Source organism: Campylobacter sp. MIT 12-8780, assembly GCF_006864535.1.
Lineage (GTDB): Bacteria > Campylobacterota > Campylobacteria > Campylobacterales > Campylobacteraceae > Campylobacter_D.
The window spans coordinates 1-16,366 of record NZ_QHLL01000010.1 but is presented as its reverse complement, the minus strand read 5'-3'; the positions used below and the strand labels follow the sequence as shown (position 1 = coordinate 16,366).

Annotated in this window: 16 protein-coding genes; 12 read left to right on the top strand and 4 right to left on the bottom strand. The window is 35.5% G+C overall.

The genetic code is table 11. The features are described from left to right. Nucleotides 1-7: 7 nt before the first annotated feature. Nucleotides 8-595 (bottom strand): isochorismatase family protein, encoded by a 588-nt coding sequence (locus tag DMB95_RS07885; RefSeq protein ID WP_142931614.1) that lies wholly within the window; start codon nt 593-595, stop codon nt 8-10. A gap of 11 nt (nt 596-606) precedes the next feature. Continuing rightward, nucleotides 607-1,065: a DUF411 domain-containing protein gene (locus DMB95_RS07880; RefSeq protein WP_142931613.1), complete on the bottom strand. Its 459-nt coding sequence runs from the start codon at nt 1,063-1,065 to the stop codon at nt 607-609. A 177-nt stretch (nt 1,066-1,242) separates the two neighbouring features. Between DMB95_RS07880 and lysA the strand changes: the two genes are divergently transcribed. The 11 genes from lysA to xseA all read left to right on the top strand — a co-directional run bounded on the left by lysA (nt 1,243) and on the right by xseA (nt 13,315). Next, nucleotides 1,243-2,484: a diaminopimelate decarboxylase gene (lysA, locus tag DMB95_RS07875; RefSeq protein ID WP_142931612.1), complete on the top strand. Its 1,242-nt coding sequence runs from the start codon at nt 1,243-1,245 to the stop codon at nt 2,482-2,484. 2 nt (nt 2,485-2,486) lie between these two features. Beyond that, nucleotides 2,487-3,251, top strand: a complete 765-nt coding sequence (locus DMB95_RS07870) for an HAD-IIA family hydrolase (protein WP_142931660.1) — start codon at nt 2,487-2,489, stop codon at nt 3,249-3,251. After that, a complete protein-coding gene (pheA, locus tag DMB95_RS07865) occupies nt 3,248-4,312 on the top strand; it encodes a prephenate dehydratase (protein ID WP_137633471.1) in 1,065 nt (354 codons plus the stop codon). The genes DMB95_RS07870 and pheA overlap by 4 nt, the downstream gene beginning before the upstream one ends. Before the next feature lie 19 nt (nt 4,313-4,331). Beyond that, nucleotides 4,332-5,423 carry a histidinol-phosphate transaminase gene (gene hisC, locus DMB95_RS07860; protein ID WP_142931611.1) on the top strand — a complete coding sequence of 364 codons (1,092 nt, stop codon included), beginning with the start codon at nt 4,332-4,334 and terminating at the stop codon, nt 5,421-5,423. Between the two features lie 25 nt (nt 5,424-5,448). Next, nucleotides 5,449-7,137: a flagellar basal-body MS-ring/collar protein FliF gene (fliF, locus tag DMB95_RS07855; RefSeq protein ID WP_142931610.1), complete on the top strand. Its 1,689-nt coding sequence runs from the start codon at nt 5,449-5,451 to the stop codon at nt 7,135-7,137. Then, nucleotides 7,137-8,165, top strand: a complete 1,029-nt coding sequence (gene fliG, locus DMB95_RS07850; RefSeq protein ID WP_034904855.1) for a flagellar motor switch protein FliG — start codon at nt 7,137-7,139, stop codon at nt 8,163-8,165. The genes fliF and fliG overlap by 1 nt, the downstream gene beginning before the upstream one ends. A 9-nt stretch (nt 8,166-8,174) precedes the next feature. Next, nucleotides 8,175-9,029 carry a flagellar assembly protein FliH gene (gene fliH, locus DMB95_RS07845; RefSeq protein WP_142931609.1) on the top strand — a complete coding sequence of 285 codons (855 nt, stop codon included), beginning with the start codon at nt 8,175-8,177 and terminating at the stop codon, nt 9,027-9,029. After that, entirely contained in the window at nt 9,026-10,879 is a 1,854-nt protein-coding gene (dxs, locus tag DMB95_RS07840) for a 1-deoxy-D-xylulose-5-phosphate synthase (protein ID WP_142931608.1), read from the top strand. The genes fliH and dxs overlap by 4 nt, the downstream gene beginning before the upstream one ends. Before the next feature lie 130 nt (nt 10,880-11,009). After that, nucleotides 11,010-11,426, top strand: a complete 417-nt coding sequence (gene perR / locus DMB95_RS07835; RefSeq protein WP_137633476.1) for a peroxide-responsive transcriptional repressor PerR — start codon at nt 11,010-11,012, stop codon at nt 11,424-11,426. 15 nt (nt 11,427-11,441) lie between these two features. Beyond that, nucleotides 11,442-12,155 (top strand): bifunctional demethylmenaquinone methyltransferase/2-methoxy-6-polyprenyl-1,4-benzoquinol methylase UbiE, encoded by a 714-nt coding sequence (ubiE, locus tag DMB95_RS07830; protein WP_142931607.1) that lies wholly within the window; start codon nt 11,442-11,444, stop codon nt 12,153-12,155. Continuing rightward, a complete protein-coding gene (gene xseA, locus DMB95_RS07825) occupies nt 12,152-13,315 on the top strand; it encodes an exodeoxyribonuclease VII large subunit (RefSeq protein WP_142931606.1) in 1,164 nt (387 codons plus the stop codon). Before ubiE ends, xseA begins: the two co-directional genes overlap by 4 nt. On the opposite strand, the gene DMB95_RS07820 is transcribed toward xseA, so the two are convergent. Next, on the bottom strand, nt 13,291-13,899 hold the full coding sequence (locus tag DMB95_RS07820; RefSeq protein WP_142931605.1) for an RsmD family RNA methyltransferase: 609 nt from the start codon (nt 13,897-13,899) through the stop codon (nt 13,291-13,293). The genes xseA and DMB95_RS07820 overlap by 25 nt on opposite strands. Continuing rightward, a complete protein-coding gene (locus DMB95_RS07815; RefSeq protein WP_137633480.1) occupies nt 13,892-14,272 on the bottom strand; it encodes an ornithine carbamoyltransferase in 381 nt (126 codons plus the stop codon). The genes DMB95_RS07820 and DMB95_RS07815 overlap by 8 nt, the downstream gene beginning before the upstream one ends. 375 nt (nt 14,273-14,647) lie before the next feature. Here DMB95_RS07815 and DMB95_RS07810 point away from each other — a divergent pair. After that, nucleotides 14,648-16,366, top strand: a 1,719-nt coding sequence (locus tag DMB95_RS07810; RefSeq protein ID WP_142931604.1) for a PDC sensor domain-containing protein, incomplete at its 3' end; no start/stop codon positions are given.

Here is a 16,366-nt window from a genome sequence, read left to right as displayed (position 1 = left end):
TAAAAGGCTATTTGATCAAAGTGCTAATGGCTTTAAAGTGTTCGTTTTTTGCATCACTCATCAAGCCAAATAAAAAGCTTTCAGTATTGATGATTTTTGCTCCACAAGTTTGCATAAAACGCAAAGCATTTTTGTGATTTTCTTTGCTTCTTGAGCTTAGAGCATCTTCGATAAGCCATACTTCAAAGCCCATTTTCAAAGCCATAATCACACTTTGCAAAACACAAATATGTGTTTCTATGCCAAAAAAGACTAAGCTTTTGCAATTTGTGCTTTTTATGCATTTTACGATCGCTTCATCGTTCATTACACTAAAAGAAATTTTTTCAAAAAGCCTTACTTGAGGGCTTTCATCATTATGATCTAAGGCGTTAAAATCAGCTATAGTTTTAAATTTCAAAGCCTCATCAGTCTTACCCAAACCCTTTGGATACTGCTCGCTTATGAGCGTTTTTATGCCAAGTTTTCTTGCCCCAGTAAGTAAAATTTGAGCGTTTTTCAGCACTTTTTCTTTGTAAAACATTGCTGGGATAAGTCTTTCTTGTATGTCAAGTCCTAAAAGTAGGCTTTCATCTTTTTGTAGTAAGGTTTGCATATTTTCTCCTTTTAAATTTCGCCTTTTTGAATGAGCTTTTGCCCTTTGTAAATCCCATAAAGCTTAGAGCTACCATCTTTCATCATAACAATCACTGGATATTCTTCATCTTCAAAGCCTTGCTCCATACCAGCACTTCCTTGAGGCATACCCGGCACAGCCAAGCCTATCACATTTTTTGGCTTTTCTTTTAAAAGCCACGATACGGCTGATTCTGACATATGCCCTTCTATAGCATAGCCTGCGATGATACCTGTATGACAACTTTGAAATTCTGGTTTGATATTCATTTTGTATTTTACTTGCATAAAATCATCACTTTTATGCACCTTGAGTGTATAGCCCTTTTCTTGCATATATTTTGCCCACAAATCACAACACCCACAAGTTTTGCTTTCATAAAGTTCGATAAGCTTGTCATTTGCCAAAAGTGGCAGGGTTAAAAGACACGCTAAAACAATCTTTTTCATTGCTGCTCCTTTTCAATTTGAAATTAAAGTATTGTAACACGCTTTGCTAACATTATGTTTGCAAAATGAATAAAAAACGATTTTTTATTCATTCTTATGCTAAAAAGTAAAGCAATATACGCCTTTTAAGCAAAATTTTGCTATAATTTGCATTTTTAAATGATAAAAGGCGTTTTGATGAGTGCGGATTTAAAATTTGATTATAAGGCTTTGGCAAAGGAGTTTGGCACTCCTTTTTATATCTATGACTTTGATATGATTAAAGAACGTTTTTTGCGTTTAAAAACAGCTTTTAAAGCAAGAAAATCTCAAATTTTTTATGCCATGAAAGCTAACTCAAATTTAAGCCTTTTGTCTTTGCTTAAGGAGCTTGATAGCGGATTTGACTGCGTAAGTATAGGCGAGGTAAAAAGGGCTTTACAAGTTGGCACTAAGCCGTATAAGATCATTTTTAGTGGAGTGGGAAAAAGCGAGCTTGAGCTAAAACAGGCTCTTGAATATGATATTTTGTATATCAACCTTGAAAGTGAAGCTGAAATGTATGTGCTTGAAAATGTGGCAAAAAAGCTAGGTATTAAAGCTCGTATCAGCATAAGAGTAAATCCAAATGTCGATGCAAAAACCCACCCTTACATCTCTACAGGGCTAAATGTTAATAAATTCGGCGTTGCCTTTGATCTTGCAAGAAAAATGTATCTTTACGCTCATAAAAGTGAATTTTTAGAGCCAGTTGGTATTCATTTTCACATAGGCTCGCAACTTCTTGATATAAGCCCAATACACGAGGCAAGCGCCCTTGTAGCCAAACTTGTGCGTGAGTTAAAAGCCTTAAATATAGAGCTTAAATTTTTTGATATAGGCGGTGGTTTAGGTGTTTCTTATGAAGGCGAAAGCGAGCCAGATTTATATGCTTATGCTCAAGGTGTGCTTGGCTCTTTAAGTGGGCTTGATCTTACCATAGCACTTGAGCCGGGACGCTTTTTGGTTGCACGAGCTGGTGAGCTAGTAAGTAGCGTGCTGTATGAAAAGATCACACCTTCAAAACGCTTTATTATAACAGATGCGGCGATGAATGATCTTTTACGCCCAAGCCTTTATAATGCCTATCATGAGATAGTTTTACCTTATAATGAGGGCGAAAAAAGTCCTTGTGATGTGGTGGGTGGAATTTGTGAAAGTGGGGATTTTTTTGCTAAAGATAGGCTTTTAGAGCAAAGCAAAAATGGGGATATACTCGTGATTAAAAATGCTGGGGCATATGGTTTTTCTATGAGTAGCAATTATAATACCCGCCCAAAAGTATGCGAGCTTGCTAAATTTAAAGATGAAAATGACAAAACACAAATCAAACTTATCCGCAAAAGACAAAGCTTTGAAACTTTAGTGCAAGATGAGCTTGAGTGTTTGAAAGAGGGGTAAATATGTTTTTCATCGATGTGCAAGGCACGCTTTTAAGTGATATAGATAAAAGCTTGATCACTGGGGCTAAGGAATTAATCAGCTTTTTAAATGAAAAAAACTTAGCCTATGTTATCGTTACAAATAATACCAAAAAGCTTGATTTTTTAGAGCATTTAAGAGCAAAGGGACTTGATATAAAGGATAATGCTTATATTGATCCCTTTGTTGTGCTTTTAAGCTTGCTTGAGCCTTGCAAAATCGCTGCTTTTGGCTCAGCCGAGTTTAAACAAAGCCTTGAAAAGCTTGGTTTTAGTTTGGATTATAAAGAAGCAAAGGCTGTGCTTGTGGCGAGTTTTGATGGCTTTTTGATGAATGATTTTGCTGCTATGATAGAGCTTGCAAAATCTGGAGTAAGGGTGATTGCTTTGCATGAAACAAGTATTTATAAGAAAAATGAGAGGCTTTATCCAGGTGTTGGAGCCATTATGAAAATGCTTGAATACGCGAGCAATGCAAGCTATGAGGTGGTTGGAAAGCCAAGTTTTGCCTTTTATAAAAGGGCTTTAGAGCTTTTAAAAAGTCAAGATAAAAGGGCAAGTTTTGAAAATACGCTTATCATTAGTGATGATTTTAGGGGCGATTTGGTGCAGGCTAAGGCACAAGGCATGCAAACAGCTTTGGTTTTAAGTGGTAAAATTTCAAGCACAAAAAACCTTGATGAAAGCAAGCTTGACTTTGTCTATCCTAGTGTGGCTGAGTTTTTGCAAAATTTAAAGGAAAAATGATGAATTTAGAGGATTTAAGGGCAAAGATTGATGAGGTTGATAATGAGATTTTAAAGCTACTTGGCAAGCGAATGTCTTATGTAAAAAGTGTTGGCGAACTTAAATATAAAAACAAAGGACAAATTTATCGTCCAGAGCGAGAACTTGCTATTATCAAGCGTTTAAAAAGCTTAAATCAGCAAAATTTGCTTGATGAAAAGGCAATCGAAGCTATTTATCAAGAAATTTTTGCCGTTTCAAGAAATCTTGAAAAGCCTCAAATTGTAGCTTATCTTGGACCAGAAGGCTCTTACACACATCAAGCTGCTCAGGCTCGTTTTGGGGCTGTGAGTGCTTATAGGGCTTTAGCTACGATTGAAGATGTGTTTAAAGAGCTCGCTAATAAAGAAGCAAATTACGCAGTCGTGCCTATAGAAAACAACACAGAAGGTGCGGTTGGCATTACGATGGATTGTTTGGCTAAATTTAAGGAGATAAAAATCTTTGGTGAGCTTTATATGGATATACACCATTCTTTTGTGAGTTTAAATGATGATTTAAAGCAAATCAAACGCATTTATTCTCACCCACAAGGATATAATCAATGTCATAATTTCATACAAAGTCACAACCTCAATGAAATCGAGTTTATTGCGAGTAAATCTACAGCAAACGCGGCTTTTTTAGCCTCAAAAGATGAGTATTCAGCCGCCATTTGCTCAAAAATCGCAGCCAAACTTTATAAAGTGCCTGTGCTTTTTGAAAAAATAGAAGATAATGCTGCAAATCGCACAAGATTTTTAATCTTAAATGAAAACAAATTCCCACAAATGCCAAATTGCAAAACCTCTATACTAGCACATACAGCTCACAAACCCGGAGCCTTGTTTGATCTTTTAAGCTCATTTAAAAAAGAAAATATCAATATCTACCGCCTAGAATCACGTCCTGTAAAAAGTAAAGACTTTTTACATAGTTTTTACATAGACTTTGAAGGGCATATTGATGATGCAATAGTGCAAAAAGCTATAGGATCGCTTAAAGAGCTTGTTTGGCTTGGATCATATCTTAAAGCTGAGTAAAAATTTAAAAGGAGAAAAGATGAAATTTAATGATTTTTTAAATAATCTAAGCAATTATGAGCCGGGTAAGGATATAGAAGTTATAGCCAGAGAATACGGCGTGAGTGAAGTGATCAAGCTTGCAAGCAATGAAAATCCACTTGGCACTTCCCCATTAGCCTTAAAAGCCTTACAAGAAAACGCTCATAAGGCGTATTTGTATCCAGATGATAGTATGAGTGAGCTTAAAATGAAGCTTGCAAATAAATTTAAAGTAAGTGAAAAAGAGCTTATTATCGGGGCAGGAAGCGATCAGATCATCGAATACGCTGTGCATTCAAAGCTTAATACCCAAAATGCTTTTTTGCAGTGCGGAGTAAGTTTTGCGATGTATGAAATTTATGCTAAGCAAACAGGAGCAAGATGCTATAAAACAGCTTCTATTACACATGATTTAAGTGAGCTTAAAGCCCTTTATAGCAAGCACAAAGATGAGATTAAGCTTGTATTTTTGTGCGTGCCAAACAATCCTTTGGGCGAGTGTTTAAATGCAAGTGAGGTTGAGGATTTTTTAAGTTTTGTTGATGAAGATTGTTTGGTGGCAATTGACGCTGCGTATAATGAATTTGCAAGCTTTAAGGACGAAAAAAAGCATTTAGAGCCACAAAAATTACTTAAAAAATATAAAAACGCCTTATATCTTGGCACTTTTTCAAAGCTCTATGCTTTGGGTGGGCTTCGCATAGGCTATGGTGTGGCAAATGAAGAGATTATTAAAGCTTTTTATAAGCTTCGTGCGCCTTTTAATGTAACAAATTTAAGTTTAAAAGCTGCAGTGGCTGCTTTAGACGATGAAGATTTCATTTCAAGAACTTTAGAAAATAATTTTAACGAGATGAAGTTGTATGAAGAATTTGCTTTAAAACACGCAATTTCTTTTATACCAAGTTATACAAATTTTATTACTTATTTCTTTGATGAAAAAAATAGCAGTGATTTGTCTGAAAAATTGCTTAAAAAGGGTATAATAATACGAAATTTAAAATCATATGGTTTAAATGCAGTGAGAATCACCATAGGCAAGCCTTATGAGAATGAACGATTTTTTACTGAATTTGAGAAAATCATATAAAATGATATAAAAAGATTGAGGGTGTATGGAAGAATTTAAAAATATGCTGCACCAAATCGGGCAGCTGTATCAAAATCTAAGCAAAAGACAACGTATAGTAATAGCTGCTTCTATCGTTGTAGTGATAGGGTTTTTGGTATTTTTAGCACTTTATAAAGGCACAGGTTCAAGTGCAAAATCAAACTATGCTGTTTTGGTAGAAAATACCGATGCGAGCAATGCAGCCGCTATCGTTACGAGACTTGATCAAGCTGGAGTGCCTTATATCTTACAAAATGAAAATACCATTTTAGTGCCACAAGATCAAGTCTATAGACAAAAGATGATGGTAGCAAGCGAAGGACTTATCAAAGACTCTAAAATGGGCTGGGAAGGCTATGATCAACAGCAGTTTGGAGCTACAAGCGAGGATCAAAGGATTAAGTATCTTAGAGCCATACAAACTGAACTTGCACGCACCATAGAAAGCTTAGAGCCTATACAAAGGGCGAGTGTGCTTATAGCTATCCCTAAAGATAGTGTTTTTACCGAAAGGCAAACCCCACCCACAGCTTCAGTTGTGCTTAATATCAAAGAAGGATTGAAGCTTACGCCTAAGCAAATTGATGGTATTAAAAATATAGTCGCTTCAGCTGTGCCAAAACTTGGTAAAGAAAATGTAAGAATCACCGATCAAAAGGGCGTGCCTCTTGAAGAAGATCAAGCATATGAAAGTGATTTAATCGCTACTCAAATCAAATACAAAAGAGACAGAGAACAAGAATTAGAGCAAAAGATTATCAATACCCTCGCACCTTTTGTAGGCGGCACAGATAAGGTTGTGGCAAATGTCAACATAGACTTTGACTTTTCACAAATGGAATCTCAAAGCGAAGTGTATGATCCAAACACTGTTGTAAGAAGCGAACAAACTTTAAATGAAGAGCGAAGAGGCTTTAAAGATCCAACCATACAAGGCGTTCCAGGAGCTGTGTCAAATATCTCGCCAGTTGAAGGCTTGCAAGACAATACAAGTGGTGAGTATAGCACCAAAAATCAAACCACAACAAATAATGAAATTTCAAAAACCATTACTAATACAAAAAAATCATTTGCTACTATACTTCGCACTTCAGCCGCGGTAATGATTGATGGAAAATACCAAGAAAGCATAAATGAAAATGGCGAAGTGGTAACTGAGTATATCCCACTAAGTGATACCCAGCTTCAAAATATACAAAATTTAGTCCAAAGAACGATAAATTATGATGTTGCAAGAGGCGATTCAGTCGCTGTGAGTAACTTGGAATTTGCAAAAGGTGATGTTAAGGTTGAAAGTAAGGTTAAAACCTTTTATAGTCGCTTTATTGAGCCATTTATCCCACCTGTTAAATACTTCATTGCAGCGATTTTACTTTTTATCTTTTACAAAAAAGTTATCGTGCCATTTACGCAAAAAATGCTTGCAGATGTTGCTGCAGCTGAAGAGCAAGAGCAAAAAGATGCTGGATTTATCGAAGATGCTGAAGATGCGTTGGAGAAATTTAATGCTGCACGAAAAAGAGTGGAAGAGCAGCTTGGTTTTGGTGATAGTATCAATGAAGATGCGTTGCAGTATGATGTCTTGCTTGAAAAACTAAAAGCTTTAGTGAGCGATAAAAGTCAAGAAGTGGCTACTTTGCTTCAAACTTTAGTAGAAAATGATAGCGAATATAACGAACATAAGGATATGTGATGATCAAGCTTAGCGAAGAACAAAAGATGATCTATGACGATCTTTCTATGCCAGAAAAGATCGCTATTTTTTTAATCCAACTTGGAGAAGATGTAACAACTGTTGTGTTTTCTCATATGGAGATTAATATCATCACCGAAGTTTCTCGCTACATAGCTATGGCAAAGCAGGTGGATAAAACCGTCGCAACAGCTGTTTTAGAAGAGTTTTATACCCTACTTCAATCAAATCAATACATCAAAAGCGGTGGCTTAGAATACGCCAAAGAAATACTTTATAAAACTTTTGGTCCAGAAATTGCAAATAAAATTTTAGAAAAACTCACCAAAAGTATGGAAAATAATCAAAATTTTGCATACTTAGCGCAAATTAAGCCTCAACAGCTTGCAGACTTTATCACTAAAGAACACCCTCAAACCATAGCCTTAATCCTAGCTCATATGGATTCAACTCATGCGGCTGAAACTTTGGAGTATTTTAGCGATGAGTTAAGGGCTGAGGTTGTTATTAGAATGGCAAATCTTGGTGATATCTCTCCAAGTATCATTAAAAGGGTTTCTGCTGTGCTTGAAAGTAAGCTTGAAAGCCTTGCAAGTTACAAGGTTGAAGTGGGTGGTCCAAGAGCTGTGGCTGAAGTGCTTAACCGCTTAGGACAAAAAGCGTCTAAATCAACCATTACTTATATCGAACAAAGTGATGAAAAACTTGCTGAAACGATTAAGGACTTAATGTTTACCTTTGATGATATTGCTAAACTTGGCACACAAGCAATCCGTGAAATTCTTAAAGTTGCTGATAAAAGGGATCTTATGGTGGGACTTAAGGGCGCAAGTGAAGAGCTTAAGCAAAAGTTTCTTGCCAATATGTCTACTCGTGCGAGCGAAGCTTTCCTTGAAGAAATGGGCTTTTTAGGAGCTGTTCGGGTTAAAGATGTTGAGGAATCGCAAAGAAAAGTTGTCGAGGTTGTGCAAAGACTTGCAGAGCAAGGATTAGTTCAAACCGGCGAAGCTGATGAGATGATAGAATAGGCTTAAACTATGGCAAAAAATACCAATGTAATTTCACAAAGCAATGCAAACGAACATATCGTTGAGAACTATCATTTTAAGGTAATGAGTGAATTTGCAAGCACTCAGGAACAAAACCGCATGCAAGAGGCTTTAAATGCACCAGTTCCTCCAGCCACTACCCAAGAAGCTATGCCTTTGGAAGAAAAACCTAACCCACAAGTAGCTGAGCCAACTTTGCAAGCCCCATTAGAAGAAGAAAACAAAAGTGAGGCAAATGCTCCTTTTCAGTCAAGCTTTGTCGAGGATTTGCTGAAAAAAACTGATGAAATGTCTGGCAATATCATCAAGCTTCAAATGCAAATTGAAAGTCAAGAAAGTGAATTTAACAACCGCTTAAATGCCGAGCTTGAGGGAGCAAAAGAAAAATTTACTCAAGAAGGGTATAACAAGGCAAAAGCTGAGTTTGATAAAGAAACAAATGAGCTTAAAGATAAATATCTTAAAAGTGTGGCTAAGCTTGATGAGGCATGTGCGAATTTAGATGTGTTTGTGGCTAAAAACGAACAAGAGCTTGCTAATACTGCTATTGAAATCGCAAAAGAAGTGATTAACAAAGAGCTCGAGGAAAATTCAGCCCAAATTGCTTTAAATCTCTCAAAAGAGCTTATCTCAGAGCTTAAAGGTGCTGCAAGTATAGAACTTAAAGTAAGCCCAAGTGATTATGATTTTGTAAAATCCGAGCTTAAAGAACTTACTCATCTTAAAGTTAGTCTTGATGATGCTATCTCAAAGGGTAGTGTTATCGTGCTTAGCGATGTAGGAAATATAGAGTCAAATTTAAATTCTCGTCTAAATAAAATCAAAAAAATGGTTAGCCAATGACAGCTTTAAGCATAGAGCATGAAAGGCTTCAAGAGCTTGATTTGCAGGCTTTAAATGAACTTGCCGCAAATTTAAGAACAAGGATTATAGAAGTTGTAAGCAAAAACGGCGGACACTTAAGCTCAAATTTGGGTGTTGTGGAGCTTAGCATTGCTATGCACTGCGTTTTTGATTATAAAAATGATCCTTTTATCTTTGATGTTTCTCATCAAAGCTATGCACACAAGCTTCTTACCGGTAGGGCTGATTTTTTTCATACGCTTAGGCAGTTTGGGGGCTTAAGTGGTTATACTAAAGAAACAGAGGGGGATTATTTTGTCGCTGGACATTCAAGCACAAGCATATCCTTGCTTGTTGGAGCCTGTAAAGCTATAAAGCTAAAAAAGCAAAACCGCACACCCATAGCTTTAATCGGCGATGGAGCAATGAGTGCTGGTATGGTGTATGAAGCCTTAAATGAGCTTGGCGAGAGAAAATATCCTTGCGTCATCATCTTAAATGATAATGAAATGAGTATAAGTAAGCCCATTGGAGCGATCTCAAGATATCTTTCAGGAGCTATGGCAAGTGAGTTGTATCAAAAATTTAAAAGGCGCGTTGAAGGCGTTTTAAGTTATCTGCCTCAAAGTGCAACTTATATGGCAAAACGTTTTGAGGAGAGTTTTAAGCTTATAACTCCGGGAATTTTGTTTGAAGAGTTAGGACTTGAGTATATAGGTGTGATTAATGGGCATAATTTAAACGAACTTATCCCTGCCCTAAAAAAAGCCAAAGCTATGCAAAAACCTTGTATAGTGCATACTCAAACCATCAAAGGCAAAGGTTATGAAAAGGCTGAAGGTAAAAATGCTAAATGGCACGGTGTAGGTGCTTTTGACATACAAACCGGACAAGCTGTGAAAAGCTCAAACACATCAAAGTCAGCCACAGAGCTTTTTGCTTTAAATTTGCTTGAACTTGCCAAAGAATTTGATGATATAGTAGGTGTTACAGCAGCTATGCCAAGTGGAACAGGGCTTGAAAAGCTTATAGAAGCTTATCCAGAGCGATTTTTTGATGTGGCGATTGCCGAACAACACGCTGTAACTTCTATGGCAGCTATGGCAAGAGAAGGCTTTAAGCCATTTATCGCTATTTATAGCACCTTTTTGCAACGCGCTTATGATCAAATCATACATGATTGTGCGATTATGAATTTAAATGTAGTTTTTGCCATAGATAGAGCTGGCATTGTCGGTGAGGATGGCGAAACGCACCAAGGAGCTTTTGATATAAGCTTTTTAGCCTGTGTGCCAAATTTAACCCTTATCGCACCAAGAGATGAGGCGATGATGAAAGAAGTTATGCGTTATGCTTATCATCATCAAGGTTGCATAGCTTTTCGCTATCCAAGGGGAAGTTTTTTACTCAATGATGAGTTTAAGCCTTCTAAGATAAAGCAAGCAAAGGCTCAGTGGCTCATAAAAAATGAAAGCAAAATCGCATTTTTAGGCTACGGACAAGGTGTTGGTAGGGCTTTTGGAGTGCTTAAATACCTTGAAAAAGAGGGCTTGAAAGACTATGCAAATTTGATTGATTTGATTTTTGCTAAGCCTTTAGATGAGGTGCTTTTAAAAGAACTTGCCTTGCAAAGTCAAATTTGGTTTGTTTTTAGTGATAGTGCAAAGATTGGTGGTGTGGCAAGTTTGCTTGAAACTTTCGTGCAAACTCATAATTTAAAAGTTAAAATCATCAGCTTTGAATACAAAGATGAATTTATCACCCACGGACAAACAAATGAGGTTGAGCAAAGTTTAGGCTTAGATACACAAAGTTTAGCCTTGCAGATAAAACGATACGCACAGCCTTGAAATAAATTTAAGTATATATAAACAAAGTTTGTAAATTCTTAAATAATAAAAAATATCCTTTAGTATAAACTTATTTTAAACTTTTTTTTGTATTATTACACAATAAATAAAATTACAAAAAAGGTCGTTTATGGAACTTGTGCAACTCTTAAAAAATCACGATTTAAAAGCTACTCCACAAAGGCTTTGCGTGCTTAAAATCCTTAAACGCCACGAACACCCAAATATAGACGAACTTTATAAGCAAGTGCGCGAAGAATACCCATCAATCTCACTTGCCACCGTGTATAAAAATCTCAATACCTTACAAGAACAAGGTTTGGTTGTTGAAGTCAATGTGCCTAATCAAAAAACGTATTATGATATATACGAAGAGCCACACATTCACCTTGTTTGCTCAAGGTGTGGTCATATAGATGATCTTAATTTCAAAGACACAAATTTAGCCCTTTATCAAGAAGAGATAGAAAAAAAGATAGGCAATTTAATCGATCATTTAAGCATAAGTGCAAGGGTTGATGGTTGCTCTAAATGCCGCCAACGCTAAATTTTAGGAAAGCGTATGCAAAAACAAGAACAAATCGTAGAAATGTTTAACCAAATTGCTCCAAGTTATGACAAAGCAAATAGAATTTTAAGTTTTGGAGTAGATATAAGCTGGCGAAAAAAGGCTTGTGAAAGAGTGCTTAAATGCTTTGATGAGCATAAAAAACTTAAAATCGTTGATGTGGCGTGCGGAACAGGCGATATGCTTGAAATTTGGCAGGCAAAGGCTAAAGAGTTACACAAATCCATCTCTTCTCTCATCGGTATAGATCCAAGCACTTCAATGCTTAAGATTGCTAAGAAACGCTTTTCAAAACTTGAATTTATCGAGGCAAAAGCCCAAGAACTTCCCCTTAAAGATAAAAGCGCAAATATTATCAGTATAAGTTATGGAATTCGCAATGTCGTGCAAAGAAAAGAGGCTTTAAAAGAGTTTTTTAGAGTGCTTGATAAGGGTGGGATTTTGTTGATTTTAGAATTTACAAAAAGAGAAAAAGGTGGGCTTGTCGCTTGGATAAGGGATTTTTATCTTAAATACATACTGCCAAAAATTGGTTCATTCATCAGCAAAAATTCTCAAGCCTATGAATACCTTCCCCATTCAATTGATGCGTTTTTAAGCAAGGAAGAGCTGATTAAAGAGCTTGAAGAAGCTGGTTTTAAGATGATGTATTATGAAAGTTTGAGTTTTGGTATAAGTTCAATGTTTGTTGCCATAAAAGAAAAATGAAAGTCAGCGAGCTTAACCTTAAAGCAAAAAGCTTGCTTGAGGCGCATTTTGAGAATATTAGCCTTAGTGGAGAAGTCTCTAAGATCACTTTTCATGGTTCAGGGCATTGGTATTTTGACTTAAAAGATGAAAAATCAAGTATAGCCTGCGCTATGTTTAAAGGCTTTAATTCAAGGCTTGATTTTAAGCCAAAAGTAGGGGATTTTTTAGAATTAAATGGCTTTGTGAGCTTATATGCTGAAAGTGGGCGGTATCAGTTTATCGCTAAGGATATGAAAAATTCAGGCTTTGGTGATTTAGAAGCGCAGTTTTTAGCTCTTAAAGAAAAGCTTGAAAAAGAAGGGTTGTTTGAAATAATCCACAAAAAACCCTTGCCAAATTTTCCCTCAAAAATCGCCCTTATCACTTCCTTAACCTCTGCTGCTTTGCAAGATATGCTTAAGCTTATCAACCAAAAAGGCTATTTTTTAGCCCAAATTTATATTTTCAATGCCCTTACTCAAGGAAGTATTGCGCCAAATTCTCTCATAAGAGCTTTGCAAAGGGCTGATGAGTATGGTTTTGATCTCATCATTATTGCAAGGGGTGGTGGAAGTAGGGAGGACTTGTTTTGTTTTAACGATGAGGGTTTAGCAAGAGCGATTTTTCACGCTAAAACACCTATTATATCGGCTATTGGACACGAGATTGATTATGTGATTAGTGATTTTGTGGCTGATTTTAGGGCTCCAACACCAAGTGCAGCGATTGATCTTATTTTTATGAGTAAAAATGAACTTGAGCAAAAGCTTGATGAGCTTGAGTTTGCTCTTAAAACTTGTTTGAAAAACAAAATTCATAATGCGGATTTTTCTTTGCTGAGTCTTGAAAGGCTTTTTAAAGCCAAATCTTTGCACACCATCATCGAGGACAAGATCAAACAAATCGAGTTTTTACAAAAACAACTCAACTCGCTTATACGCAACAAACTCGAGCATTTTAAACTCAAACTTATGAGTTTAAACAACGCTTTTTTGCAGCACGAAGCTTTTTTCCAAAAGAGCAAAGATCTTGTAAGTATCCAAAAAGATGGACAAAAAATTCGCCTTGAAGAACTTTCAAAAGATGATATTATCACACTTTGTTCTCAGGACACTCAAAGAGAAGCTAAACTTTTATGAGCATAAAAACTCAAACTTGTGTTGCCAAATTTTTTATGTTTGATTTGCTTGAATTCACCTAAATTTTTATCAAATAATATTTTGCAGTGGTGTTCGATGATGATATAAACTATATTTTTACTATGCAAATTTAAGATCAAATTGATAATTTTTTCATAAATATCCTCAAAACCAGCTCGTATATCAAAAGGCGGATCAAGATAAATGATAACTTCATCTTGAAGCGTTTCAAGCAAGTGTGGCAAAAATACAAAGCTATCTGCTTTATGCACAAAAAGCGTATTTTCATCAATACTCTTTGCGTTTAAAAGAGCTATCTCATAAGCTTTAGCGTCTTTTTCTATAGCATAAGCTTTTAAAGCATAATGGCTTAAAGCGCTCGCAGCCATTACAGCGCTTCCACCAAAAGCTTCTATGAAAATTCTATTGTTGAGTTGATTTTGCAAGACATTGAAAACGCAGTCTTTGACTATACTTTTTGTGCTTCTTGTTGTCTTTAAACTTGGTAAAATGAGCTTTTTGCCTTTAAATTTACCACTTTGTATGAGGGTAAAAAGTTTTTTATTAGACGCGTTTTTATTCATCAAGGGCGCTAAGAAGCTTAGTTTTTAAGGCGTCAATAGCCCTGTCAATCTCGTTTTGATAACTCTTTCTAAACTCACTTGCGATATGCTCTATCTTTTCTTCTAGAGCTTTTTTCTTCTCCAAAGCTTTTTTTTCAGCAAGCTCGCAAAGTGCGGTATGAAATTCAAGTAAGGCATTTAAAAGCTGTTCCTTGCTAAAAGGCACGCTAAGTTGGCTTGAGGACTTGGCGATGATGAATTGTGGCTTGAGTTCATTGCTTTTTTCATCACACACCAAAAAATCGCAATCCTTTTTCATCACCAAATATTCTCTTAAAAAGAGTCTTAAGGCATTTTCAAGGATAATATCTTTGCATTCTAGAGCTATTTTCATTTTTTGACTTTAATTTATTTTTATTCTTAAAATACACATTATATCAAATTTTTTTGGAATTTTTTGGTTTTGCTCTTTTAAAATTGCTATATTATCTTAAAATATTAATTTGAGCTTGTATTGTAAAATATTTTTTTGATTTGTTGATCTTTTAATAGCCGATAATTTTCATATTAATTAAGATATTTTTAAGTATAAAATTTATAATTTTTTGTTAAAAATATCTTACAATGTAAAAAAAAGTAACATTAAATTTGAATTTTCCGTTTTTTTTTTTTTTTGTATTTTACACTGCGACACCTTTTTAAGATAGAATGAAAACTTATAAAGCTTTGTTGAAGAGTTTTTACACTACTTAAAATAAGGATAGAAATAATGAAGTTCTTAAACCAAATGAGTTTAGGCACAAAAGCAAGTGCCTGTATTGTTGCAGTTTTTGCCTTTTGTATGATCGTAATGACCATACTTTTAACAAACAGCTCAGCAAAAATTCAAGAAAAAGAGTCTCAAAAACTCATCGCTAATGTTGCTGCAAGGGTAAGTAATATCATTGATAGCTATATGAAAGAGATTATCGCCGTTTTAAAGCTTTCTCAAGATAGTATAGAAGAGATGTTGCTTGAAGATCGGAATTTACAAGAGCAGATCAAAGATCAAATTTATTTTGCGATTGATGCGACTTCGTATGCAACTTATGCGTATGTTTATCTTAAAGATACAAGTGTGCTAAATGGCGAGGTTATGGATAGTAAATATAAACTGCCAAATAATGAATTTATGATACTTGTGACTGATACAAATATCGATAAAAAAGGCGGAGTTGAAATTTTGCAAGCTGATGAGGCGATCGCTCATTTTGATTCTGTGCAAAAGGCTTTGCAAACAGGACAAGAAACTATGGGTGAGCCAAGCTGGCAAAGTATAGGAAATTTTGAGAGTAGGTTTGGTTTTGGCGTGAATTATCCTTTGTTTGATAAAAATCATAAAGTTATAGGTGTAGTAGGAATGTTTATCGATGAAGAGGCTTTATCTAAAAGTGTTTTATCTGATCGATTTTCTGTTTTTGATCAAGATTATCGCACTTTACTAAGTTCTCAAGCAAATGTCGTTGCTCACCCAAATAAAGATGTGATTGGCAAATCCTTTACCGCATTAAATACCGATCCAAGCGCAGCTGCCCTGCTCAATGCTATACAAAACAAACAAGACGCTCTTATAAGTTATAAAAATATACAAGGCACAACAACTTTTGCTGGGATAAAAATTCTTGATTTGGGTAAATTAGGATATATGGTTTCAGCTGTTGTTGCCCCGCAAGAGTCTATTTTTGCACCTGTTTATGATTTGAGGCGAATGATTATTTTGATGGTGCTTGTGTGTTTATCTATAGGAGTTGTATTTACGATTTTTTATGTAAGAAAAGCAATAGTTTCAAGGGTAAACAATATCTCCAAACAGCTTCTTAGTTTTTTTGATTATATCAATCACAAAACAAACACCATGCCAAAATCTCTTCCTCCAAAGGCACATGATGAGCTTGGTTTAATGGCTTTGGCGATTAACGAAAGTATCCAAAAAACACAGATTGGTTTAACTCAAGATCAAGAAGCCGTCCAACAATCAGTCCAAACCGTGCATATAGTAGAAGAAGGTGATCTAAGTGCAAGAATCACAGCTAGCCCTAAAAATCCTCAGCTTATAGAACTTAAAAATGTATTAAATCGCTTACTTGATGTCTTACAACACAGAGTAGGTTCAAATTTAAATACCATTCGTGAAGTCTTTGAAGAATATAGAAATTTAGACTTTAGAAATAAAATTCCTAATGCAAGTGGTAATGTAGAAATCACAACTAATATCTTAGGCGATGAAATCGTAAAAATGCTTAAAACCTCATCTGACTTTGCCAACTCTTTAAGTGAAGAAAGTGGCAAACTCCAAGAAGCTGTAAATGCTCTCACTCAAAGTTCAAACTCACAAGCTCATTCTTTAGAAGAAACAGCAGCAGCTTTAGAACAAATCACTTCTTCTATGCAAAATGTCTCGACAAAAACAAGTGATGTTATCACTCAAAGTGAAGAGATTAAAAATGTC

What these genes read in the sequence shown, in the direction of transcription:
- perR (WP_137633476.1), top strand. Translation starts at nt 11,010, where the DNA reads ATGGAACTTGTGCAACTCTTAAAAAATCACGATTTAAAAGCTACTCCA.
- ubiE (WP_142931607.1), top strand. Translation starts at nt 11,442, where the DNA reads ATGCAAAAACAAGAACAAATCGTAGAAATGTTTAACCAAATTGCTCCA.
- DMB95_RS07815 (WP_137633480.1), bottom strand. Translation starts at nt 14,272, where the DNA reads ATGAAAATAGCTCTAGAATGCAAAGATATTATCCTTGAAAATGCCTTA.
- pheA (WP_137633471.1), top strand. Translation starts at nt 3,248, where the DNA reads ATGATGAATTTAGAGGATTTAAGGGCAAAGATTGATGAGGTTGATAAT.
- DMB95_RS07885 (WP_142931614.1), bottom strand. Translation starts at nt 595, where the DNA reads ATGCAAACCTTACTACAAAAAGATGAAAGCCTACTTTTAGGACTTGAC.
- xseA (WP_142931606.1), top strand. Translation starts at nt 12,152, where the DNA reads ATGAAAGTCAGCGAGCTTAACCTTAAAGCAAAAAGCTTGCTTGAGGCG.
- DMB95_RS07870 (WP_142931660.1), top strand. Translation starts at nt 2,487, where the DNA reads ATGTTTTTCATCGATGTGCAAGGCACGCTTTTAAGTGATATAGATAAA.
- hisC (WP_142931611.1), top strand. Translation starts at nt 4,332, where the DNA reads ATGAAATTTAATGATTTTTTAAATAATCTAAGCAATTATGAGCCGGGT.
- dxs (WP_142931608.1), top strand. Translation starts at nt 9,026, where the DNA reads ATGACAGCTTTAAGCATAGAGCATGAAAGGCTTCAAGAGCTTGATTTG.
- DMB95_RS07880 (WP_142931613.1), bottom strand. Translation starts at nt 1,065, where the DNA reads ATGAAAAAGATTGTTTTAGCGTGTCTTTTAACCCTGCCACTTTTGGCA.
- fliG (WP_034904855.1), top strand. Translation starts at nt 7,137, where the DNA reads ATGATCAAGCTTAGCGAAGAACAAAAGATGATCTATGACGATCTTTCT.
- fliF (WP_142931610.1), top strand. Translation starts at nt 5,449, where the DNA reads ATGGAAGAATTTAAAAATATGCTGCACCAAATCGGGCAGCTGTATCAA.
- DMB95_RS07820 (WP_142931605.1), bottom strand. Translation starts at nt 13,899, where the DNA reads ATGAATAAAAACGCGTCTAATAAAAAACTTTTTACCCTCATACAAAGT.
- fliH (WP_142931609.1), top strand. Translation starts at nt 8,175, where the DNA reads ATGGCAAAAAATACCAATGTAATTTCACAAAGCAATGCAAACGAACAT.
- lysA (WP_142931612.1), top strand. Translation starts at nt 1,243, where the DNA reads ATGAGTGCGGATTTAAAATTTGATTATAAGGCTTTGGCAAAGGAGTTT.